This is a genomic window from Bacillus sp. FSL K6-1005 (assembly GCF_038000225.1).
GTDB classification, from domain to species: Bacteria; Bacillota; Bacilli; order Bacillales; family Bacillaceae; genus Bacillus; species Bacillus mojavensis.
Window position 1 is genome coordinate 2119292 of the sequence record NZ_JBBOBP010000001.1, and the last position, 19897, is coordinate 2139188.

At 44.7% G+C, this 19897-nt stretch carries 25 protein-coding genes and 1 pseudogene; all 26 read right to left on the reverse strand.

From position 1 onward, the window contains the following. Positions 1–17: 17 nt before the first annotated feature. Positions 18–911: an N-acetylmuramoyl-L-alanine amidase gene (locus tag NST16_RS11050; protein ID WP_168747522.1), complete on the reverse strand. Its 894-nt coding sequence runs from the start codon at positions 909–911 to the stop codon at positions 18–20. Positions 912–923: 12 nt separating this feature from the next. Next, complete coding sequence (locus tag NST16_RS11055; RefSeq protein WP_010333919.1) at positions 924–1187, reverse strand: phage holin; 264 nt, start codon at positions 1185–1187, stop codon at positions 924–926. Positions 1188–1198: 11 nt separating this feature from the next. Continuing rightward, positions 1199–1468 carry a hemolysin XhlA family protein gene (locus NST16_RS11060; RefSeq protein ID WP_044156228.1) on the reverse strand — a complete coding sequence of 90 codons (270 nt, stop codon included), beginning with the start codon at positions 1466–1468 and terminating at the stop codon, positions 1199–1201. A gap of 55 nt (positions 1469–1523) precedes the next feature. Next, positions 1524–2363: a phage-like element PBSX protein XepA gene (gene xepA / locus NST16_RS11065; RefSeq protein WP_340886519.1), complete on the reverse strand. Its 840-nt coding sequence runs from the start codon at positions 2361–2363 to the stop codon at positions 1524–1526. A 43-nt stretch (positions 2364–2406) separates the two neighbouring features. Continuing rightward, entirely contained in the window at positions 2407–2571 is a 165-nt protein-coding gene (locus NST16_RS11070; protein ID WP_286058657.1) for an XkdX family protein, read from the reverse strand. After that, positions 2568–2897, reverse strand: a complete 330-nt coding sequence (locus NST16_RS11075; protein WP_340886524.1) for an XkdW family protein — start codon at positions 2895–2897, stop codon at positions 2568–2570. The genes NST16_RS11070 and NST16_RS11075 overlap by 4 nt, the downstream gene beginning before the upstream one ends. Positions 2898–2907: 10 nt before the next feature. Further along, positions 2908–5025, reverse strand: a complete 2118-nt coding sequence (locus tag NST16_RS11080; RefSeq protein WP_445684582.1) for a terminase — start codon at positions 5023–5025, stop codon at positions 2908–2910. A gap of 2 nt (positions 5026–5027) precedes the next feature. Next, complete coding sequence (locus NST16_RS11090) at positions 5028–5300, reverse strand: hypothetical protein (protein WP_340886526.1); 273 nt, start codon at positions 5298–5300, stop codon at positions 5028–5030. After that, positions 5297–5875 carry a YmfQ family protein gene (locus tag NST16_RS11095; protein ID WP_340886529.1) on the reverse strand — a complete coding sequence of 193 codons (579 nt, stop codon included), beginning with the start codon at positions 5873–5875 and terminating at the stop codon, positions 5297–5299. The genes NST16_RS11090 and NST16_RS11095 overlap by 4 nt, the downstream gene beginning before the upstream one ends. Next, positions 5859–6905, reverse strand: coding sequence for a baseplate J/gp47 family protein (locus tag NST16_RS11100; RefSeq protein WP_286058661.1), 1047 nt, complete (start codon positions 6903–6905; stop codon positions 5859–5861). Before NST16_RS11100 ends, NST16_RS11095 begins: the two co-directional genes overlap by 17 nt. Beyond that, positions 6898–7323 (reverse strand): DUF2634 domain-containing protein, encoded by a 426-nt coding sequence (locus NST16_RS11105; protein ID WP_326130602.1) that lies wholly within the window; start codon positions 7321–7323, stop codon positions 6898–6900. The genes NST16_RS11100 and NST16_RS11105 overlap by 8 nt, the downstream gene beginning before the upstream one ends. Before the next feature lie 57 nt (positions 7324–7380). Further along, positions 7381–7647, reverse strand: coding sequence for a DUF2577 family protein (locus NST16_RS11110; RefSeq protein ID WP_168747512.1), 267 nt, complete (start codon positions 7645–7647; stop codon positions 7381–7383). Then, positions 7647–8624: an XkdQ/YqbQ family protein gene (locus NST16_RS11115; RefSeq protein WP_340888343.1), complete on the reverse strand. Its 978-nt coding sequence runs from the start codon at positions 8622–8624 to the stop codon at positions 7647–7649. Before NST16_RS11115 ends, NST16_RS11110 begins: the two co-directional genes overlap by 1 nt. 15 nt (positions 8625–8639) lie before the next feature. Then, on the reverse strand, positions 8640–9299 hold the full coding sequence (locus NST16_RS11120) for a LysM peptidoglycan-binding domain-containing protein (RefSeq protein ID WP_340886537.1): 660 nt from the start codon (positions 9297–9299) through the stop codon (positions 8640–8642). Then, positions 9292–13608 (reverse strand): transglycosylase SLT domain-containing protein, encoded by a 4317-nt coding sequence (locus tag NST16_RS11125; RefSeq protein WP_340886539.1) that lies wholly within the window; start codon positions 13606–13608, stop codon positions 9292–9294. The genes NST16_RS11120 and NST16_RS11125 overlap by 8 nt, the downstream gene beginning before the upstream one ends. A 10-nt stretch (positions 13609–13618) precedes the next feature. Continuing rightward, positions 13619–13756, reverse strand: a complete 138-nt coding sequence (locus NST16_RS11130; protein WP_072566146.1) for a hypothetical protein — start codon at positions 13754–13756, stop codon at positions 13619–13621. A gap of 41 nt (positions 13757–13797) precedes the next feature. Further along, entirely contained in the window at positions 13798–14244 is a 447-nt protein-coding gene (locus NST16_RS11135; protein ID WP_003327445.1) for a phage tail assembly chaperone, read from the reverse strand. A gap of 89 nt (positions 14245–14333) precedes the next feature. Continuing rightward, positions 14334–14777 (reverse strand): phage tail tube protein, encoded by a 444-nt coding sequence (locus NST16_RS11140; protein ID WP_003220592.1) that lies wholly within the window; start codon positions 14775–14777, stop codon positions 14334–14336. Position 14778: 1 nt separating this feature from the next. Further along, complete coding sequence (locus NST16_RS11145; RefSeq protein WP_340886544.1) at positions 14779–16179, reverse strand: phage tail sheath family protein; 1401 nt, start codon at positions 16177–16179, stop codon at positions 14779–14781. Next, a complete protein-coding gene (locus NST16_RS11150) occupies positions 16179–16391 on the reverse strand; it encodes a hypothetical protein (protein ID WP_268505440.1) in 213 nt (70 codons plus the stop codon). The genes NST16_RS11145 and NST16_RS11150 overlap by 1 nt, the downstream gene beginning before the upstream one ends. Positions 16392–16393: 2 nt before the next feature. Further along, the gene (locus tag NST16_RS11155; protein ID WP_010333903.1) at positions 16394–16834 is read right to left on the reverse strand and encodes a phage tail terminator family protein; all 441 of its coding nucleotides are present in this window, start codon (positions 16832–16834) and stop codon (positions 16394–16396) included. A 12-nt stretch (positions 16835–16846) separates the two neighbouring features. After that, on the reverse strand, positions 16847–17335 hold the full coding sequence (locus NST16_RS11160; protein ID WP_229147954.1) for an HK97 gp10 family phage protein: 489 nt from the start codon (positions 17333–17335) through the stop codon (positions 16847–16849). After that, positions 17332–17688, reverse strand: a complete 357-nt coding sequence (locus NST16_RS11165; RefSeq protein WP_326197191.1) for a YqbH/XkdH family protein — start codon at positions 17686–17688, stop codon at positions 17332–17334. The genes NST16_RS11160 and NST16_RS11165 overlap by 4 nt, the downstream gene beginning before the upstream one ends. Beyond that, positions 17685–18068, reverse strand: coding sequence for a protein YqbG (gene yqbG / locus NST16_RS11170; RefSeq protein WP_010333900.1), 384 nt, complete (start codon positions 18066–18068; stop codon positions 17685–17687). The genes NST16_RS11165 and yqbG overlap by 4 nt, the downstream gene beginning before the upstream one ends. A gap of 23 nt (positions 18069–18091) precedes the next feature. Continuing rightward, a pseudogene (locus NST16_RS11175) lies at positions 18092–19030 on the reverse strand (phage major capsid protein); the annotation flags it as partial. A 21-nt stretch (positions 19031–19051) separates the two neighbouring features. Further along, positions 19052–19879, reverse strand: a complete 828-nt coding sequence (locus tag NST16_RS11180) for an XkdF-like putative serine protease domain-containing protein (protein WP_340886557.1) — start codon at positions 19877–19879, stop codon at positions 19052–19054. Positions 19880–19897: the final 18 nt, after the last annotated feature.

Here is a 19897-nt window from a genome sequence, read left to right on the forward strand (position 1 = left end):
ATTTTTATGTTCTTTCATCAGCTTAATTGAGCAGCGATCTTCGCTTTTGTCGCAGGTCCGTAGATACCGTCGGCGGTTAGACCGTTAACAGACTGAAAACGCGCAACCGCGTCAGCAGTTTTCGGCCCGTAAACGCCGTCAATTCCGTTGTTCACAGCTCCTTTATCAGGATAAAAGTAGAGAGCCGCCAGCGCTCGTTGCACCTGAAAGACGTGTTCGCCTGAGGTATATGGTGTTGTCAGTTGAATGATGCCGTCAGGGAGCGGATAGAGTTCTGGCTCTACAGCGGACGAGGGGGCACTTACAATTAACACTTGACCTACTTGAATGAAATTTGGATCTTCGATATTGTTCCACTCTTGCAGCTGAGCTACAGTGACACCGAACGCTCTCGCTATGGATGTAAGTGTGTCACCTTGTTTCACGATATAAGTTTGGCTGCCGCCACCGCCAATTCCCGCTTTAAACGAGTCCCACGTATCCAACAGTTTGCGAGGGCATTCCTTCCCTGACCAATATTTGTGAGGCACCACGTTAGCGAGGCTGATAGCGTGTTCAGCCATCAATGTTTTGATCAGCCACTGGGCATTAGCAGTTGCTTTTGCAAAGTCGCCATCCGCATTTTCACAAATTTCAATCCCGATAGAAGCTCGGTTGCCGCTTCCGTTCCCGTCTCCTGCATGCCAGCCGTTTTCATTTAACGGCAGATGCTGATAAATCTCTGTATCATCAACTGTAAAATGCCAGCTTGTTGCCGTATCAGGGTTTTTCAAATAGCGGGCATGCGCTTGGGCGTCGGCGCCTGCTGCCGTGTTCGCTGTATTGTGTACGGTAATATAAAGAGGTGTCATCGCGTAGCCTGGGCGGTTATTGGCACCGACCGGAATAAAGTCTTGAATAATGTTAACCATTTTCATCTCTCCTTATTTCGTCAGATTATTTTCCTTTAGCAAGTCGCGTTGCTTTTTCCCTTTTTCTGTTACATAGTTGTTTTTAAACCAAGCTGCTAGTGTTGTCCCAATTGTGAAGATCACTGATCCTGCTGAATACAGAGCATCTGCAAGCTGATTCACCTGCTCTTCCTGTATATCCAATGGTGATTTGCCAAGCATCAGCATGCTCTGGTTGATGAGCGCAAGCAAAAGAAGCACCGTCCTAGTGACCGTGCCTTTATCATACGTTTTCATGATAATCCCCCTTAATGCTGCAGCAGGTTGTACATAATGGCGATGGCTCCGCCGATGATCCCTGTGCACACTGCTGTGATGATGGCACCTGTGATGGTGCGTTTAATCCATGTTGTATTTTCTTCAATTTTGTTTAATTTTTCGTTGAGCGTCATGATTTGCTGGTCTTGCCGGTCAGACACTCGTTCTAATGCGGAAACCCTCTGCTCCAGCGCTTTTTGTTCACCTTTTATGTCTGCTAAATCCTGCTGAAAGACATTAACATCTATGTCTTGCTGCATCATTCACTCCTCCTTTACATATGAATCACCTCCTTTCCGAGGCCAATCGCAATGGTTAAGAGACCGCGGTTCCTTTAATTGATAGACTCCCGCCGGTCATGCTGGCAATCTCCATCACGATCTCCTTAAAGCCTTTAATATCAAAGGACCAAGCCTCATCCTTGCCTAAGGTGCTGCAAGCGGCAGAAGCATCATCCGATTTCACACCTTTAATTGGAAGTTTCTGTCCTGACAAAGATTTTCCCCAAAATTTCACCTCACTCGTTTCCGCTGTGCCGAATACTTCAACGAGTAAATGCGAGGCGCCTTCTACGGATAAGGCAGCACCTTCGCCAGCCGACTCGGCATTCTCATGAAAAACAAAATCAATTGTTTTGCCGGCCTCCACTTTCAGCCGTCCGTCATCTGTCTGATTTTCCTTCAAATCAATTTGCAAAGGAAGATTTTCATTTAAGCGTACGTCCAATTCACCTGCGCCGACTGATTGATATAACACAAACTCCGATTGCTGGAGATTTCCGTTCACATATCGGAAGCGGTAATAGCGTTTTGTGATATACACCCAGTCAGTCGCTGTCAGGACACCCGCAGCTACATTGACTGCTGCCGTCGTTGTCCAAATATTGTTATTGTCGCTTTCTTCTATAAAGAGCGTGCCTTCACGATCTGCATACGCACAGCCCTTTACTTTCGTAACCAGGACTGCACCAAGCCGGTCTTGTCCGAGCTGACTGTATGCCTCAGTGGCCTTAAGCGCGGCATTTGTTAAAATCTCCGCTACACCTGACAGATTCGAAACAGGTGTGACAAAATCGTTTTTTTCTCCTCTATACGGCTTCACAGCTCCAGCTTTTCCAGTCTTATCGAGAGGAAACTCATATTGATACTTGACCATTTTTATCCTCCTTTTCATGTAAAAACGAGCAAAATAAAAAAGCCTATATGGCTTTACCGGTTATTTCTTCATATTGGTCAACAGTGATCAGTTTTTTGTTCACGCCTTCTGCCAGATCCTCTTTAGAACAATCTTTGAATTGTATGGCCTGCTTCACCATATCTGTCGTCGCCCAATCATAATGTAAGGCAAGCACCCAATAATTCATACAGCACTCTCTCCTTTCAAAGATAATAAAGAAAGCTTTATATCTGACAGCTCGCTCCCCAACGTTTTGTTTAGCTCTTCAAGCTGCTTGCGTGCCAGCTTTTCCTGCGACAATTCCTGAGCAAGTAGCTCCACCTGATCAGGCGGCTCGTACGGCGGGTTTTTTTGCGATTCCTCCCACCAGGCTTCCAGCTCTTTTTGCGTCGGGATCGGGGCACGCAGGTTCCATTTTTCAATATAGGAACCATTTCCGTCATTCCGCAGCTCGAAATCCTTTCTTGGCACAGCGTCAGGGTATTTGTACATGATTGCGTCGTATAATATCATTTTGCACCTCCTATAGTGTAGGGAAATTTCGGCCTCCGAGTTCTAGGATATCAAAGTAATTTTTACTAATGGACGTATCATCAACAATATATCGAGTTTCTGTACCTGTGTACCCCGCATAAACGTAGATTTCAACATAATCACCCGCATTAAGGGATACCGTAACTGATCCCGTAACAGTTACATAAAAATTTTTTGAATCACTATTATCTTTTGGAGCTGGCGTTCTAAACTGATTCATTAATTTATATTGCGAACCATTCACATACGTATACAACTCAAAATTGGAATACTGTAATGTATTTTGAAAATATAAACTGGCATTAACCAAATACATACCAGCGTGACTTGCTACAAATCTACTGTTCGATGGATCATACAGGTTATTGCTATCCTTCAATACATTTTTAAATAATATTTTATTTTGTTCCCCTTTATTCAGCGCTTGTTTACCTGTTGTTTTTGCAATCATATGCCCGAAACCAGAGATTTTTTCCCAAGGTGTCCATCCTGAACCAGACCACCAGTGACGTATCCAAGTTCCGGTATTGTTTGCATATACACTTGTTTCATTACCTGTACCATAAAAATATTGTGTAAAACGATAATTACTATATTTTTCATTTTTCACAATTCCATAGCCTAGCGGATAACCTGTTGTATTTCCTTGGCCAATATCCATAAAGGTAAGTCCTGGCGGATAAGATTCTCCACCAGTTCTTGCGTCTTGAATTGCATTAGAACCTGTAAGAATGGTTAGTTTCTGATTTGAGTAGTTTGTATCTACATAGTTTTTTGCATCAGTTAAGGATTTATCAACCTTTGTTTGAGCACCACTTTCAGTTTCAACTTTATTCCATCCTTGCCAACCCAAATTAGCATCAAGATAATTTGTAAACATGTTATTCCTATAATCAATAGCGACTACGTACCCAAAAGTTCCATTCCCATTACTATCAGTAGCTGTAAAATGAAAAAATCCTCTTGTAGATAATGAAGAAGGTGCATTAGTCGGTTTTCCAGTAGAATAAAAAGTTCCAAACTTCTCCCCGTTTTGAACAATTTTACTAAGAAAATCATCTGCGTCGCCTATTGAGACTAGAACCCCGCCCGCATCGTTCGTAATTTTAGACAATTGACCAGCATTCCATTTATTACGTTCCTCTGTCGTAATATGAGCTGTTGAGTCCATGGCATGATTAGAAACTTTAGACTGTGCTCCCACAGTTGTTTCTAGTTCTGTCCACTCAGACCAGTTCCCTCCAGATATTGTCTTTCGATAAGTTTTATTTGTATTATCAAAAGCAATAATCTGGCCGTAATTTCCGGTAGCATTAACTGTCCATATGCCTCTAACTGCAGTACCAGGACCATTGATTGTATTAGAAGCAGATGTAAAATGAACCATTCCAGTGTTCTTTGGTACAATTTCATGGAAATCATCGGTTTCATTTAAGTATAGTTTTCCTTGACCATTATCCGCTGTTATTTTAAAAAGCTGGCTGTTGTTCCATTTATCCTTCTCCGCTTGTGTTACATGTATATCCGACTTGGCGGCATGAACGTTCACCTTTGTTTGAGCACCATTTGTTGTCTCCAATTCAATCCAATCTGACCAGTTGCCATTTGATAACGTTTTGCGATAGGTTCTATTATCATTTGTCATCACAATAACATGCCCATATAACTTACTATCACTGCAAGTCCAAAATCCCCTTCCTGATCCACCCGGAGAATTTAAAGGTGAGCCACTGTAAGAAAAATAAGTCAATGTAGGATAGTTCAACAGTTCCGTATGGAAATCACTCGTGATATTGAACATAGGTTGTCCATTATCATTTGTAATCTTAGATAACTGTCCACTGTTCCATTTCACCCTCTCTTCCTCTGTAATATGCCGCACCTGATCTTGCTCATGTTCATCAAAATCCTTCTTCGCCGCCTGCTGCACGTTATCCACGTTCCCCAGCCCAATTTGCGCCTTTGTTGTGTTGTGGGGGTTGTTCATGTCGTTTTTGTGGGCGGCCAGGTCTGTGTGGGCGTCTTTTATGCCTTTTTCCCAGCGGTTGACGTCATCTTCGTTAATGGGATCGTCCGGAAGCCAGTCTGTTTTTTCTTCGTATGTCATGTTTACACCACCTCAAAGGTAAATCTGAAATCAAGTGTTCTGTTTTCGCTGACGTCCAGGTCTGTTTTTCTTTCTGTAATGACATTGCCCAGTTCGTCAAAAATTTTTACCGTTTCGATATGTTTAATATCTTCCTCACGTTTTGTCAAAACAGTCACTTTTGCACCGTCAATGGTGAGCTCCACTATTTCTGTTTCTTGGCCGTTAAGCAGCACGTGATGAATCCTGCTTTTCAGATCGGCAGCTGTGCGTTCTCTGTATATGGTTGAAATCAAGTTAAGACCACCTCATTATTGTTAAGGGTGACAGAATATCCGACCTTCAGCTCACTGGCTGTTCGGTATCTTCGATGATTCAGGATGACTGTGTCCTTTATTTGGAGCGTCTCATTTAATCCGCCTCTGAGCGTATACGCCAGATGTGCCGGCTTCATATTTTCCAATGCTTCGATCAGCTCATTCATGTGCTGGAGATCATCAATATTGATGTCTACATTAAAGCGGTATTCACCGGGCAGCAGGCGGACTTGTGCTGACGGTTTTTTTAAGAAACGATTCACCGCTTGCTCAATGGCCCGGTATGTGATTGGCGGAATGTTCGACATTTTTGAAATGAGCCTCAATCGCCTGATTTCATCGGTGTCTCCCGATTCCCGCGGCACGTTTAAAATCTTTTCCCAGCGGCTGAGCCCCCATGTTGCTGTTGGCACGAATAACTGGTCTGTCAGATCAAATATGCTGTTATTTTGTTGTTCAAACTCAGGCGCTTCCGCTTTCAGCAGCTCCGACATTTCTTTAAGGCTGGTGAGAAACGGAGGCAGATAGGCTGTCATGTCATCTTGTTTGCTCAATGATCTTCACCTGCCCAAGCTTAGGGATTTCTACGTCGCTCAGCACTAAATTTTCGGAAGTGCCGTTGATTTTAATATTGGAATAATCACTGACAGACGGCGAATTATAGACGATATTATTAATTTGAGAAAGGCGGATGACATTGTCTTCAAACGCCATTTTCTTAAAGAGATTTAAAACGCCCTTCTCAATTTCTGACTTCACTTCATCAATTGAGTGATTGATCTCAGGCAGCACCTCGGCAGAAATCTCAACTTCCTTCCAGACCGCGCTTTCCACTGTGACAACGGCTCCGATTGGCGCCTGCCCCTCGCCCTGACCGGGCTCAGGGTCAATATAGTCTTTCACTTTTTGAATTAAGATTTCAGAAGCCGGCTCAAGGTTGGCATTCGTGACGACAATTTTAACCGTCCCGTCTCCGTTCCAAAGCGGAAAGATCTTTGCTTTTCCAACCCCGTCCACTTCTTCAGCCCATTCTTTGTAATGCATTTTGTTAGCGCTGACAGCCTCGCGACGAACCCTCGTAAAATACCGTTCTCTTAAACTATCGTCTCCTTCTTCTTCACGCCCTGGAATTAGAATCTCTTTGACAATCGCTTTTTCCAATCCCGGGATAGTATCCAGTGACAACAGATTGCGTCCGGTCAGATTGGCGTTTCCTGCTTCTCCCGGCGTTTCACAGACCAGCGTCCCGTCTCCTGTATATTGAAAATAAAGATTATCCACGTAGAAGCGGGAGCCTTCAGGAATTCTGACGCCAGCTGTGAACTCTCCTGCTCTCACTGCCTTTGTTGCAGCTGTCCGTTCAATCCCCGCTTCCGCAGCGCGCCGGTCCAAAAACTCTCCTTGCGCGGTATCAGAAAACACAAGCTCGAGCACGGTGTCCAGCCATATATACGACTTCGCAAGCTCGGCTGCCGCCGGGGCTAATGCGTTATAAATAACGCTGCCTTCTCTCGTGTCAATATCTGCGGAGATGCTGTTCAGCATGCGCTCCATTATCTCTTCAAAGGTCTGATTTTCAAACATCTGCGCCAATCACCTCCTCAATCTCAAGCGATCCTTCATCTGTCTCGACTACAAAGGAAACATGAAACGCATCGCCTTGTTTTTCTATCTCAAAATCTGTTACAGCCGAAATCCGGTCATCATAAACAAGTGCCTCTTCTATGAGCCTTGGAATCTCCATTTTTTTGTAGGCATCAGTCGTCTCATGATCTGTAAGCACGTCCTGCAGCTCATTTCCGACATTATGGCTGTATACGGAGTACGCATATCGTTCTGTTTGTAAGGCGATATACACAAACTGTCTGATCGCTTCAAGCCCGGTAATCAGCTCATTTGTAATTCTTCCGTTTTCAAAATCTATTTTGTATGTTTTAGAGGTTTCAATGACTTCGCTGTCATCTTCGATATCCTCAAACTCCACTTCTGGTGTCAGGGCCATGATGCCCACTCCTTTTTACAAGCTAAATAAAAACCCCTTCATGCCGAAGCGGTTTGTCTATACTTTATCTAAAATAAAAAACGATTGCCCGCCAGTCAGAGCCGCGGCCATGACGCGATCCCCCGGCTCGAGTGCATCGTCTCCTCCGGACTGCATCCGTTTTGGGATGATGAGGGCGTCAGCCGGTATGATCAGTTTGCTGTTTTCTTTTAATTTGATTTCAACAGGAGAAACCGAAACCACCTCAGCGGGGAGCAGCTCCACCGGAGATTCAGCATCAACCGCACCGACGGCCAAATGTTTAATGGCTTCACTCAGTCTCATCAGGAAACCCCTTCCGGCATCGTATTCTTTTCGACTACATCAATGGTCATCGTATGTTTCGTTCCTTTAAACTCGTGCCGATCTGTATCTACCCAGTAGGTTTTCTTAATCCCGGCCTCCGGAATGGAAATATAAACAGGCAAGCCGCTCTGCACTTCTGGAATGCCGACTGCCTGAATATTTTTCAGTTCTTTTTTTACGCCCTTTTTTTCGGCAAGGCGTACGTCAGCTCTCTGCTGAAGCTGTGCCTGGTTAATTTCGTCTGTTACAGTTTCCGTATATTGAAGCACGCCGTATTTGTTTAAGCCTGAACTATCCTTCGCAGACGCTTTATACGTCTTATTGTCCTTCTGCCGACGGAGCACCACCCGTGTTGCCGTGTCGTTTATAGAAGTGCTGTATTGGTAGCCCGTAATATTGACTCCGGTTTCCAGCACCCATACCTCTGACGGATCTGGCCAAGCGCGCAGGCCGAGCTTTCCTTTTTCCGAATACAGCTGATAATTCCGTCCTGTCTGGCTTTTCGTCTGTTTCAACGCTTTTAAGATGATGTCATACAGGGTCGTATCATTTTTAATGACAAGGCTTTTGATCGTATGGCCTGTGTTCGCAATCGAGGCTGTCGGTATCTGAAAATCATTGGCAATCCTCCTGATCATCTGGTCAGCACGCTGGTTGGAAAACACGTACACATCCTGATTTTTGACCAGATATTGCAGCATATCGTAAGCACTGAAGGCAAGCGTATGTTCATCAGGCGTTCGGGCGAAGACGGTCCCGCGGAAAAGCTCTTTTCCCTTCCATTTAAACAAGACGGTATCTCCTTCTGTGACGCTGTAATACGTCTGGTCGCCCTGTTTGGTGACGATGGTCGCTTCTATGGAGCGCGGCGCCTGAAAGCGGTGCCCCTCCAGCGACACGCTTTCCGCTACCAGCTCAAGCCATTCTGTATCTTTAATGACAAACAATTCTATCATCATACATCACCTGTCTCATTGCGGTATCTTTAATTTTTGGCCGGGAAAAATCCAGTGGCCCGGCTGCCTGATATTTCGTTTGCTTCGTTTAATCATGGCTGTTTTATTGGCATTCCAAATTTTGCGCCATTGCGTGCTGTTCCCGTAAAATCTGCCGGCAATGTCCCAAAGCGTGTCTCCCTTTTTCACTGTATAGGTTTTCGGAGACGCCTTCGACGGGCGTTTTGCCTTTGTTTTTTTCTTCTGCTTGATTTTTCGGGGGGAAGCGGTTTTGTATTCTTTCAGTACAATATCAAAATCCCTATCTCCTATCTCTTTGTCTCCTTCACTGTATTTAAGACTTTCAATGCTGCATGTCATATTGATTTTTGTTCCCGTAATTAAAAATTGGACAGGCTTTTTCGCCTTCATCCATTTTTCAATTTTAACAATGGCGTTCTCTGGAGAAGGGATATTATGATATTCAGCTATCGGGCTATACCTTTTTGGAAAAAAAGAAGAAAAAGAGATTTCTTTAGCTCCGGGCTCTTCAATAAATGTGATTTCACCCAGCCCTGTTATTTTTACTGAGTCATTTTGTAAGCTATTAGATACGTCAATTGTCTCGGGAAGAACGGGAAATCGTAGCTTTTCCTTCCCCTGTGATATCCAAAATTCATAGACAGACTTAGTCAAAAGCCACGACCCCCTTTGTTCCGGTGTTAATGTCTTTTTGTAATTCATCAAGTAATGCTTGCCTGATTTTAGCTACTAGACTGTCAGCATCCTGTCCGTTATGAAAATGCTGGTCGCCATTGAATTCAATCTTTATTTCTTTCGTTCCGGCTGTTTGTACCGTTTGCCGGGATCCGGAAGTAACGGCTGCTGAAACTTGTCCTGATGAAAGCTCAGACTGCTGAGTTTGTGATGGATCTGTTACTTCCATTCCTAAAGCTTGGGCTGCTCTCTGAAGGAGGTAGCGGCCGCGTATGCCTCGCTCCTCCGGAATGATCCATTCCCGCTTGTTTCCTTCACCGACACGGGCGATTTGTTCTTTTGTGATCAGTCCGCCGTTGGCATATCCAACATACGGTCCGCCACGTTTCAAGCTTTTAATACCAGGCACATTGTCAATTGATCCATATCTGCTTTTGATATAGCCGATTGCGGCAGCTGCATTGTGAATCGGGTTTCTAATGTTACCCATGCCTGGCGCTTTATGTGCATTAAATGTAGTCGGTATCGTCTGCATAAGCCCTTGTGATGGATTTCCCGCCTTCGCGTTACTATCCCACAGGTTAATAGAGTTTGGATTTCCACCAGATTCATACTTTGCAATTGTCATTAACCCTGGAAGCCAGTTTAATGGTGTCTTTGTGGCCATCATTGCAGCCATAAGCCACTGTTTCACATTTCCGCCTACTGCACCCATTCCGGAATAAGCAGCAGCCAGTGATCCAGCTTGTTTTTCAGCGTATTTTTTCACATCGACAGAATCCAAGCCTTTTACAACACCGACAGAGGCAAAGCGGCCGAGACTCATCATAACTCGAGAAGGCGAATGAATATCCAGCTCTTCACGGAATGCCTTCTCAACTCTTTTGGCCAGTTCCTTGGCAGCCTCATGGACTTCACTTGCTTTTGAAGTCATACCTGAAACAAAATTCCCTATCATACCGGTTCCCCAGCCGTTTGATGATTCTTTAGATCGCAAAAACGGCTTATTCACATGTGTATTTACATATTGATCAGTACCGGTTTGGGAACTATTTTGTCCTGAAGCAAACCCTTTGATTGTACTGCTTCCCCATGATGAAGATTTGTTTACAGTAGCTTGGAACGGTGTTTTGACTTTTGATTGTAAAAAGCCGTCTGTTCCGGTTGCTGTGCCATTCTGACCATTGGCATAACCATTGACCACTTGTTTTCCGTAATTCGGAGAGTAGGAAATCAAATTTTTCATAGGCTGGCCAACATTTTTTTGTTTCCAAGCGTCCATAGAAATTACATTATCGCCAATACCTTGATCGAAGCCTTGTGTGAACCGTTGGCCTAAAGAAGCTGCCTGTTCATTAAGACTCGATGTATCAACAGTAGGAGATACAGTAGCGGAAACTGTTGCTCCGCCGGCTAATGGTGAAACAGCAGTTTCTCCACCTGCAGATGAAGCAGAAGCCATGTCGTCAACAACGCTCATTCCCAGTTTAGAAGCAGCCTGAGAAAGAAGCATTTTACCACGGCCTTTGTTGTTATCAACTGGGATCACAAACTCTTTACCCGCTTCACCAATCCATGAAATGGTTGGTTTCGTAATATAGCCGCCCGTCGCGTTCGTTTCAGTTTCAAGAACGCTTTTTTGTTTAGGAAAAATACTTGTTGGCGCTGATGACTGCGACTGAACAAGACTAGAAATTCCTCCGCCACCGCTAGTATTTTTACTAGATGAAGACTTACCGGATTTCTTTGATGTCATTCCAGTAGCTTCCTCACCTCTCCCTATGATATTGCCTATGATCTCCCCTCCAGCGTCAGCTAATCCTTTTAGCTTAATGACCCACCAGAAGGTATCTTCAAACTTTGTCTTAATTCCGTCAGCAATATCACCTAATGGATCACCAACATTTTCAGTGAACCATTTTTCAACGCCTTCCCATGCGTCTTTAACTGCTGTTATAGCTGACTCAAATTTTTCCGAAATGGATTTTTTGGCATCTTCCACTTTTGAAACAATTGGATTCCACACATTTTCACTAAACCAAGCTGAAACTGCACTCCATGTGTCAGAAATCCACGTCCATGCTTCGTTAATCTTTGTCCAGATCCAGTTTGCTGCATTAGTGACAGCATCACTTACCGGTGTCCACACATTTTCCATAAACCAAGTTGAGACTGTAGACCATAATTCGGAAATAAATGTCCATGCTTCATTAAGCTTTGTCCATACCCACGTGGCGGCAGTCGTCACCGCATTACTTAGTGGATTCCACACATTATCCATGAACCAAGTGGAGACAGTGGACCATAATTCGGAAATAAATGTCCACGCTTCATTAATTTTCGTCCATATCCACAATGCCGCTGTAGTCACAGCATCACTTACGGGCGTCCACACATTATCCATGAACCAAGTGGAGACAGTGGACCATGTGTCTGAGATCCAAGTCCAAGCGTCATTTATTTTTGTCCAAATCCAATCAGCAGCATCCGTGACACCGTCAACTAATGGATTCCAGACATTATCCATAAACCAAGTTGAAACAATATTCCAGAGAGCTTGGATGCCATCCCAAGCAAATAAAAAGGCACCTACCACTAAATTTATGATCGGAACTGCCGTGTTATAAATAGGTGTCCATACGTTATCCACAAACCAGGATGACACGTCATTCCAGGTATCAGTCAGCCATTTCTTAGCATCCTCGAATTTTTCAGTGATCTTATCAATCTTATCGCCAGCCCAATCACTAACAGGGGTCCAGACATTATCCGTAAACCAATCCGAGAAATCAGACCAAGTATCGCTTATCCAATCGACAGCATTTTTTGCACCGTCAACAATTCCATCCCATGCTTTCGAAGCGCCACCATCATCAAACCATTTGCCAATGGATGATCCTATATCAGAACCCCCAATACCACCTGCGATACTGCCGACAACTCCGCCGGCAGCAGTGCCGACAACAGGAACAACAGAACCGATGGCTGCCCCTGCGGCTCCTCCTGCAGCAGCTCCGCCAAGATTCCCCGCAAAAGAACCGACTTTCTCACCCGCATTTTCTTTGTTCATCCCGAGTAAATCGGTTGCAGCTAATGCAGTTCCCACAAGAGGGATACCTTTCGCAAATTTCCCCAAACCTTTTAAAGGCGTTAAAACTTTCCCCCATTTTGATGAGTCGGTGGCAGCGGATCTCATGCTTCCGAGCCAATTTCTGAACTTAGAACCAGAATTTCTTCCGCTTGTGGCATTTTCTCCTGATGCACCGCTCTGACGTCTTCGTAATACCTCGCCTGGAACTCTCAGTGTTCGTCCTGAAGTCCCTGCACTTGTCGGACTTTTTCTTTTTTTATATCTTTTGTTGGCTTTGCTTTCAGAGCTACTACCTCCGCACCCACAGCAGCAGCAACAGCATCTCTGCCCAGTGTTGCGTTTATCAACTTTCTCATTACTCTGCGTATTCCCAGGCGCATGATCTGGGGTATTTTCTTCATTATCATTCTTTTTCAACCAAGGAATTTTTTCAAATAACGAGTCAAGTATCGTTTCTATCACTTTATCTTTAAAAGCTGTTCCGAAGTCTTCTAATGTTTGCATAAACCAATTCTTTTTTTCTTCCGGTTTCTTCTCGTTGATCTTATCAGCAGCTAATTTTTCTTTAGCGATAATATTAACTGTATATGTTTTTTCAAAATGGCTTAAAAGGGCTGTAATTCGATTAACAGTTTTTGTTATTTCATCAACCACTTTCAATTTAACTGTATACGTTTTTTCAAAATGGCTTAAAAGGGCTGTAATTCGATTAACGGTTTTTGTTATTTCATCAATCACTTTTAATTTAACTGAATACCCATTTTTAAGGTTCTTTTGCAAATATCCCAATATTCGTTTTGTAGCTGGGGTGATTTGATCATTGACGAAAAGACAGACTGAAAACTGATTATCGCTCAACATTTTTCTTATTTTTTTATAAGCATCTGTTACATGTTCAATTAAACTTACATTAATGTTTCTTTCTTTCGGGAGCCGTTTTAGCCTATGCTCAATAACATCAAGTCCGGCAGTAGCCTGGTCATCAAGAACTACTTTAACTTCAAGTGATTTTGCAAATTTTAAAACAATATAGTCATTGATCTTTCTCAATTTGTAAAAGGCTTGGTCCTCTGCCTTAATACTGATTTTGATTTGTCGATTAATGGTTTTCACCTTTTTTTCGACCATTTGAAACCCTTTATGAATTCGTTTTAACTTTTTAGAAACTTTATCTTCCAGGTCAAAACGAGCTGTCAATTTAGCGATATTATGTACCTCCTTTCCTCGATTCTTTTTCCATTAATTCAAGCTTATATCCAATCAGTCCATACAAAAGCGCCTTAAAGTTTCTGGGCGCTTCATACAGTTCTAATAAATCCGATGGAGAATAATGAAGCTCGTGCATCGCATAGTAGAGATACACGGCTTCTTTATGCCCATCCTTGATTAGTTTTTTACTTCTTCTTCCAGATCCTCTAATTCATCTTCGAAACCATTAATCTCAATCGCTTTGTTGAGCCAGTTTGCGTATTCGCCTCCAACTGAGAGGACGCGTTTCGCAACTTCTACCGGGTCGGCCGTTTTGTAAGCTTCTCGAAGCTCTTTTGAACGGAAGTCCGGATAAACGGTTGATTCAACTGCGATTCGGGCATAAAAGCGCTGGCTGTCTAAATCTTTTACACGGCCTCTGCCTTTGACATTTTTATAAGTTGTTGTTTCTTTCTCTAATTCATCAATGCGCTCCGTCGTGATCGCTTTAAATATAAATGGTACGATGTCCCCTTTTTTATCAACAAAACGCTTAGAGATCGGCACTTTGATTTCTTCGGCTTCGATTGTTTTTCCCGGCATAAAAAAGGAAAGATCATATACGTTTTCGTTCTTCTCGCTCATGTAAAAAACTCCCTTATCTTTAAATTGATTTCATCATTAAAAAACAGACCTTTCTGAGAAAGGTCTGCGTATGGCTTGTTCAGTTTTGATTAAAACGTGTCAGAAAGCTTTTCAGGCACGTCGAAGTCTTCAAATGTAAACGGAACTTCTTCCTCTAATGCTTCTGAATCAACATCGAGGCTGGCGATTTTGGCGGAATCGAAGTTTACGTCGTAAAGTGTGACTCGTTCTGTGCCTCTTCCGGAGGACTTATCATCCAGCACAGCTTGCAGCGTAAAGTAAGGATCACTGCCTTTTTTGACGTAGTCCATCATCAGGATGACAAATTTTGATGTGACTTTGTAGAATGTCGCTGTGCCTGTTCCGTTTGCGCCTGTTGTTTTATGGCCTGTCATGCGGCGGCCCATAATGTTTACTTCAGACTTGTTTTTCTCCACATTTGCTTCAAATGTTTTGATATGCGCCATTTCTTCGCCATCGAGAAATAAGCGTCCTTCTTTACCTGAAATCGTGTTTTGTGCTTTTAATGCCATATTAGTTTACCTCCACATTAAAGTAGAATTTTTCTGCTGCGTCGACAGGCTGTACAGCCAGGTCAATCAAGAAGCCGTCACGATCTTCATTCATTGAAATTGTGATATCTTCATCAGAATCAAAACCGGTAATGCCGCCCGCATCCTGAAGCGTTGTCATGTATTGCGTAATCATCGTTTTCACATACTGAAGTCCGTCTTCTGACGCCGGAATATCGCTTCCGCTGCCTTTTCTTGATTTAATTAAGGCTTTCAGCTCGCGTGTTAAATCGTTATTGACGGCGTCTAAGACACGGACGATTTTGTTTTTCGCAAACTTCTTGTTTTTCTCAGCCGTAAACGTGACAAGTGAGTTAATGTCTTTTTCAACGCTTACCGATTTATCACGGGCGTCAAATGTGAATAAAAATTCGCCTTTGCCTAAGCGTTCCACAATCGTGTCGTGGTCAAGGCGGTTTAAGACATCAACGGCTCCTTCATACTCCACAAATGTCAGCGATTGGTTAAAGGTTGCTCCCGCACTTGCGCCTGCTACCCAAGCTGTTGCTTTGTCCGGTGTCACTTCTGTTCCGTCTTCCAGCAGCACGCCTTCTGTCACGTTGATGATGCCTTCATAGTCACCGCTGTAGTTAGCTGTAACCCCTTGAACTTTTTGCCCTTGGCCGTCACGCAGACGCTTAATGAATGCGGCAAAGGTCGCCTTCAGCTGATCTCCTTCTGCAACCGGCAAAGCGATGACATCAAAGCTCTCCGTTTCAGCCGCAGCCAAGAAATCGGTATAGTCTGAGTTGACCGGGGCTTTATCTGTACCGCCGGATAAACGGATTCCCGCAGATGCGTTCAGCGTCTCGGCAGCCGTGTCTCCCTCTGATCCAGTCAGCGGAATTGAAGAGGAAAGATCTCCTGTTCCGGTAAATGTCACATAGCCGTTCGCTGTTAACTCTTCAGCTTTTTTGACAGTCTGTTTATCCACTTCTGATTCATCCATATACGTTGTGACATCAAATGCCGCTGCATCCAGTACGTTTTCATTGATGCGGATGATGATGTCATTCCCTTTTGATCCGCCGTATAAAGCAGTCGCTTTAACGCCTTCGGCAATATCGGCAGATGCTCTGACGCCTTCAGTGAGACGGTACATCAATACCGTTTTCGCGTTTTTCTTCGCTTCACGCAACAGCAATAAAGATGGATCGTCGATGCTGAGACCCACTTTTTTGTTTAAATCCTCCACGCTTGAAATAGAGACGAATGTTTTCGCTTCGCCCCAGCTTGATGCAACCGGAAGTGCGACCGTCCCCCGTTCACCAAGTGACACCCGTTCCTGTGCCGTCGTTTTAAAATTGAAATAAATGCCTGCACGTCCCTTTTCTGTTCCTGCTGTAAATGTTCCGCCATTCATTATTGCATGACCTCCTTAGTTAAAAATGTTTGTATCAATTGACTGGCCTCTGATTTCGCCAGACGTGTTTTGTCCACGCCAAATAAAGCCCCCTGAAGGATCTCCGGCTTAACGCCGAACAGCTCCTTTGCGTGCTTGATCAAATCCGCTGTATCAAAAAGAGCTTCCCGGCTCTCTGTATGTACAGCCTTCACTTGTTTCTGCTTTGCCACCGCTACTTCACCCCGCTGTTCATGTCGATATCCTGTAAGACAGGCTGTTCTGTTTTGTGATAATAATATCGGCTGCTCCACCTGATCACCATGACCGCCTCGCCCCTGTCTCCTACCCTCGTCTCGATACGGGTGATGCGAACCATATCCCCCGTCTTCTCACCGGATTCACTGAGCAGCGGAACCATATTTCTCGCTTCTCTGATGGCATCCGCGAGCCTGTCCGCTTCATCCAGCGCCTGCACGGAGTCAAGATGAAACAGCTTCACATTGAGACTGTAGGTTTTTTTAAATGTGGAGACCGTATCTGTTTCTTCAAAAACAGATGGCGCAGGGACATATAAAGACGGCACTTGAAACTGATCAGGCAGCTGGCTTTCATAAATGGGAACAGACCACTGGCTGTACAAAAAAGCCATGATCGATCCTGTTTCGCTGTTCATCCCGCTCCTCCTTTACATCTTTTTCAGCCACTGGCGCAATTTATGTTCCATTGATGTTGCAAATAGCTTTTCATATAGAAGCAGTGCATGCTCCCAATAGCCCGTACCGGGTATCCATTTTTTCTTAAGTGCCATGCCTGTGGAAGAAGCCGGATCATAGATAAACCGCGAGCCTTGAAAATGCCCCGGCACCCATCTCACATCGTCTCCTTTTGACGTCCAGTGGCCGTCATTGAGAAAAGAGGCATATTCAAGCTGGGTCCCGACCTCAAGTGAGAGTCCGCCGCTTTGTACCATCCAGAGGTTGTCCTCTGAGCCTTTCTGAAAGGAGCTGAGCAGTTTTTCTGTATCTATCGTTTGCGCGCTGAGGAGTTCAGATTGTACGATCTCCAGAAAATCTTGCCCGCACTCTTCAAGCCACCGGGAAGCCTCGCGGGAAAAACCGCCGGATGCCGCTTCTTTTAACGATGCGTTCAGCTGTTTAAGTCCCGCTATCTTCATAGACTTTCATCCCTGACAGCGATGACTTCCCAATGATGGTGTCTGATCTTTTTTGGCAGCTTCAGAATATAGCTGTTGTGTTGCCAAATGATTTTGTCGTTCATACGGATATCCGAAGACCCTGGAAAATGGACAAGAAAGCTGTGGTACACGGTTTGATCAGGCTCTTCCTGAATCAGCTGCTGCGTTTTTTCTGTAAAGTAGCAGGGGACATTTTCTTCATCGGGTGTATCCGGATATGAAAATACGGGCTGAAGCTTGTCCGCCGGAATCCCGAATCGTCCCGCCAGCGGCGACTGCGCTTTTTCATGATAAATATCACAGCGATGGATCAGCATCTGCTGATAGCTCATAACGACCGCACCTTCAATCTGGCGGACTCCGGAACATAATCCGGTTGGATAAACTCTTCCAGCAAATGATACACATCGGGCTTTTGAATACCGGCTTCACCGGAAACCGTGTAGGAGTAATCCCCCATTTTCTCAGACTGATAGCTTGATGCCGCTGATTCGTCGCTGTTTACTAGCGCAAAGTATTGGGCGAGCTTCAGCAAAGCTAATTTTGCCTTTTCAGGAAGCGGATCGTAGACGCTGTCTGTAAAGCTGTGCCCTGTAATGAGGGCAGCTTCCGATTCCGCCTCGATGATATCCTGCGCCAGCAGTTCTTCCGGCCTGTTTTTCACCTGGTCATAGACCGAATAAGAAACGATGTCAGTCGGTTCGATGAGCATATAAGCTGGCCACCCCATTTCTATTATTCTTTTACGTTAATTAATTTAGCGCAGGCATCCTCTTCCTCGAATTTGCTGTCCAGCTTGGCTGTTAAGACAATGATGAACTTACGGGAGCGGATATCCTTGTCGACTTCGATTCGAATATTGCGCGAGAAGCCGAGAATGATATTTTTCGGATGTGTCAGAATGATATCAGACGCATCATATTGCGCGTCTCCCTCTCCGACTGCGTACGGCTGGATATTGGATACCCCTTTTACCGGTACGCCGAATGCTGTGGACAAGCCGCCTTGAACAGCCTGGTCCCCAAGATTTGTCTGACGGTCCGCCACGCGGTCCTTCCATTCAATTTCTAAGCCGTGAGAGGTATAGAATCTGAATTCCTGAGGGATGCGCAAATATTTTGGCGGAACAGCCTTTAAGCCTTTTTTAAATGTCGCTCTGGACAGTTCTTCACCGTTCATATCGACGATGTGGGACACTGCTTGTTTACGGATCCCGTCAAGCTGCGCCAGGTATGGATCTTTTGATGCGGTATCTCCGTTTACGATCAGCTCTTCAATATCAACTGCCGCCCGCTCTGCTAAAATTTGCATGATCGTTTGCTGCAGTCCGCCTTTTTCGATATTGTTTTCGAGCGTGTCGTACGTAATGTTAATTTCCGCAATGACTTCCTTTGTGTTCAGCTGGACAGTGCTGGTCGTCGGAACCGTCAGCTCGTCTGTTGTCAGCGCCTTTCCTTCTTGAGCTGCACGTAAGATACGCTGGCCGAAGCCGATTTTCTCAAATTTTTGTGAATCGTTTTCCATTTGAATCACGCGGGATTCACTGAAAATGGTCGGCGTGTTTTGCACCATGCGGATAAAAGCTGATGCTTGTGCAGGGTTCATGAGCCCGCCGCTTTTTAAAGCAGAAAGCGACATTTCCGCTTTCCGAATGATCTCTTGATTTCTCAATTGATTTCCTCCTCTTTGACTGGTTTACAGCAGTCCGCTCCAGATTGTTTTTTTGACTTGCTCTGTATTGCCGGCCGCATCGTCCGCCGTCTGTTTAGAGGCTCCCCGAGCTTTTTCCAGGGCTTCAATGCGTTCGATCAGCGGGGCAATCATGTCCTCAACGAGCTTCTTCAGGCGCTCGTCATCTCCCGTCTGCTCCGGTTTTTCCTCTGTTTCTGTGTTTTTTTCAATGGTCTCCAGCCGTTTGAGCAACGGATACAGCGCATGCTCGATTGATTCCCTCATGTCTTCTTTCCTCATGTCTTCAGTCACCTTTCCTGTTTTGTCGGCCAGCAGCTGCTTGAACACGCTTAAGAATCCGGCTTTTTCAACCGGTTCTTCTTCATGTACATCCGCAGTGCCCGCCATGCTGTAGCCGGTGATGATGCCGGCTTTGATCTGTTCCCACACCTCATCTGACGCTCTTGTCACAAGCACCCACGAGCCCTTTGTAATCCGTTTTGTTCCGATGATAAAATCATCGGGCGCCACATAGGATTCAACGACCACGCCTGTGCCGCCTTCAAAGCTGTGATTGATATCAATCTCCCGCGCGTCTGCAAGAAAGCCATGCGCCGCTTTTTCAATTTCTTCTGCGGTCATATAGTCGCCGTGGGCATCTGGAACATCAGGCTCATACACAATTCCGTATACAAGCTTTTGTTCATCCTGCTCGCTTTTCGTAAACAGCCGAACCTTTTTTTCAAATGACGGAGGTTCGGCTGACTTCGTAAAGAAAAATTCTGTCTGGTTTGCCGCCTTGTCCACATAGCTGACAAAGCTGATTTTGGCATTTTTCAATTCCCGCGCCACCTGCTTGATTCACCTCCC

Excerpts from the sequence above, each read along its gene's own strand:
- NST16_RS11145 (WP_340886544.1), bottom strand. The coding sequence starts at position 16,179 with ATGAATGGCGGAACATTTACAGCAGGAACAGAAAAGGGACGTGCAGGC.
- NST16_RS11130 (WP_072566146.1), bottom strand. The coding sequence starts at position 13,756 with ATGCACGAGCTTCATTATTCTCCATCGGATTTATTAGAACTGTATGAA.
- xepA (WP_340886519.1), bottom strand. The coding sequence starts at position 2,363 with ATGGTCAAGTATCAATATGAGTTTCCTCTCGATAAGACTGGAAAAGCT.
- NST16_RS11160 (WP_229147954.1), bottom strand. The coding sequence starts at position 17,335 with ATGAAGATAGCGGGACTTAAACAGCTGAACGCATCGTTAAAAGAAGCG.
- NST16_RS11055 (WP_010333919.1), bottom strand. The coding sequence starts at position 1,187 with ATGAAAACGTATGATAAAGGCACGGTCACTAGGACGGTGCTTCTTTTG.
- NST16_RS11050 (WP_168747522.1), bottom strand. The coding sequence starts at position 911 with ATGGTTAACATTATTCAAGACTTTATTCCGGTCGGTGCCAATAACCGC.
- yqbG (WP_010333900.1), bottom strand. The coding sequence starts at position 18,068 with ATGCTCATCGAACCGACTGACATCGTTTCTTATTCGGTCTATGACCAG.
- NST16_RS11105 (WP_326130602.1), bottom strand. The coding sequence starts at position 7,323 with ATGGCCCTGACACCAGAAGTGGAGTTTGAGGATATCGAAGATGACAGC.
- NST16_RS11100 (WP_286058661.1), bottom strand. The coding sequence starts at position 6,905 with ATGTTTGAAAATCAGACCTTTGAAGAGATAATGGAGCGCATGCTGAAC.
- NST16_RS11075 (WP_340886524.1), bottom strand. The coding sequence starts at position 2,897 with ATGATATTATACGACGCAATCATGTACAAATACCCTGACGCTGTGCCA.
- NST16_RS11080 (WP_445684582.1), bottom strand. The coding sequence starts at position 5,025 with ATGACATACGAAGAAAAAACAGACTGGCTTCCGGACGATCCCATTAAC.
- NST16_RS11070 (WP_286058657.1), bottom strand. The coding sequence starts at position 2,571 with ATGAATTATTGGGTGCTTGCCTTACATTATGATTGGGCGACGACAGAT.
- NST16_RS11140 (WP_003220592.1), bottom strand. The coding sequence starts at position 14,777 with ATGGCATTAAAAGCACAAAACACGATTTCAGGTAAAGAAGGACGCTTA.
- NST16_RS11060 (WP_044156228.1), bottom strand. The coding sequence starts at position 1,468 with ATGCAGCAAGACATAGATGTTAATGTCTTTCAGCAGGATTTAGCAGAC.
- NST16_RS11165 (WP_326197191.1), bottom strand. The coding sequence starts at position 17,688 with ATGAGCTATCAGCAGATGCTGATCCATCGCTGTGATATTTATCATGAA.
- NST16_RS11110 (WP_168747512.1), bottom strand. The coding sequence starts at position 7,647 with ATGAGACTGAGTGAAGCCATTAAACATTTGGCCGTCGGTGCGGTTGAT.
- NST16_RS11115 (WP_340888343.1), bottom strand. The coding sequence starts at position 8,624 with ATGATAGAATTGTTTGTCATTAAAGATACAGAATGGCTTGAGCTGGTA.
- NST16_RS11135 (WP_003327445.1), bottom strand. The coding sequence starts at position 14,244 with ATGAGCGAGAAGAACGAAAACGTATATGATCTTTCCTTTTTTATGCCG.
- NST16_RS11155 (WP_010333903.1), bottom strand. The coding sequence starts at position 16,834 with ATGAACAGCGAAACAGGATCGATCATGGCTTTTTTGTACAGCCAGTGG.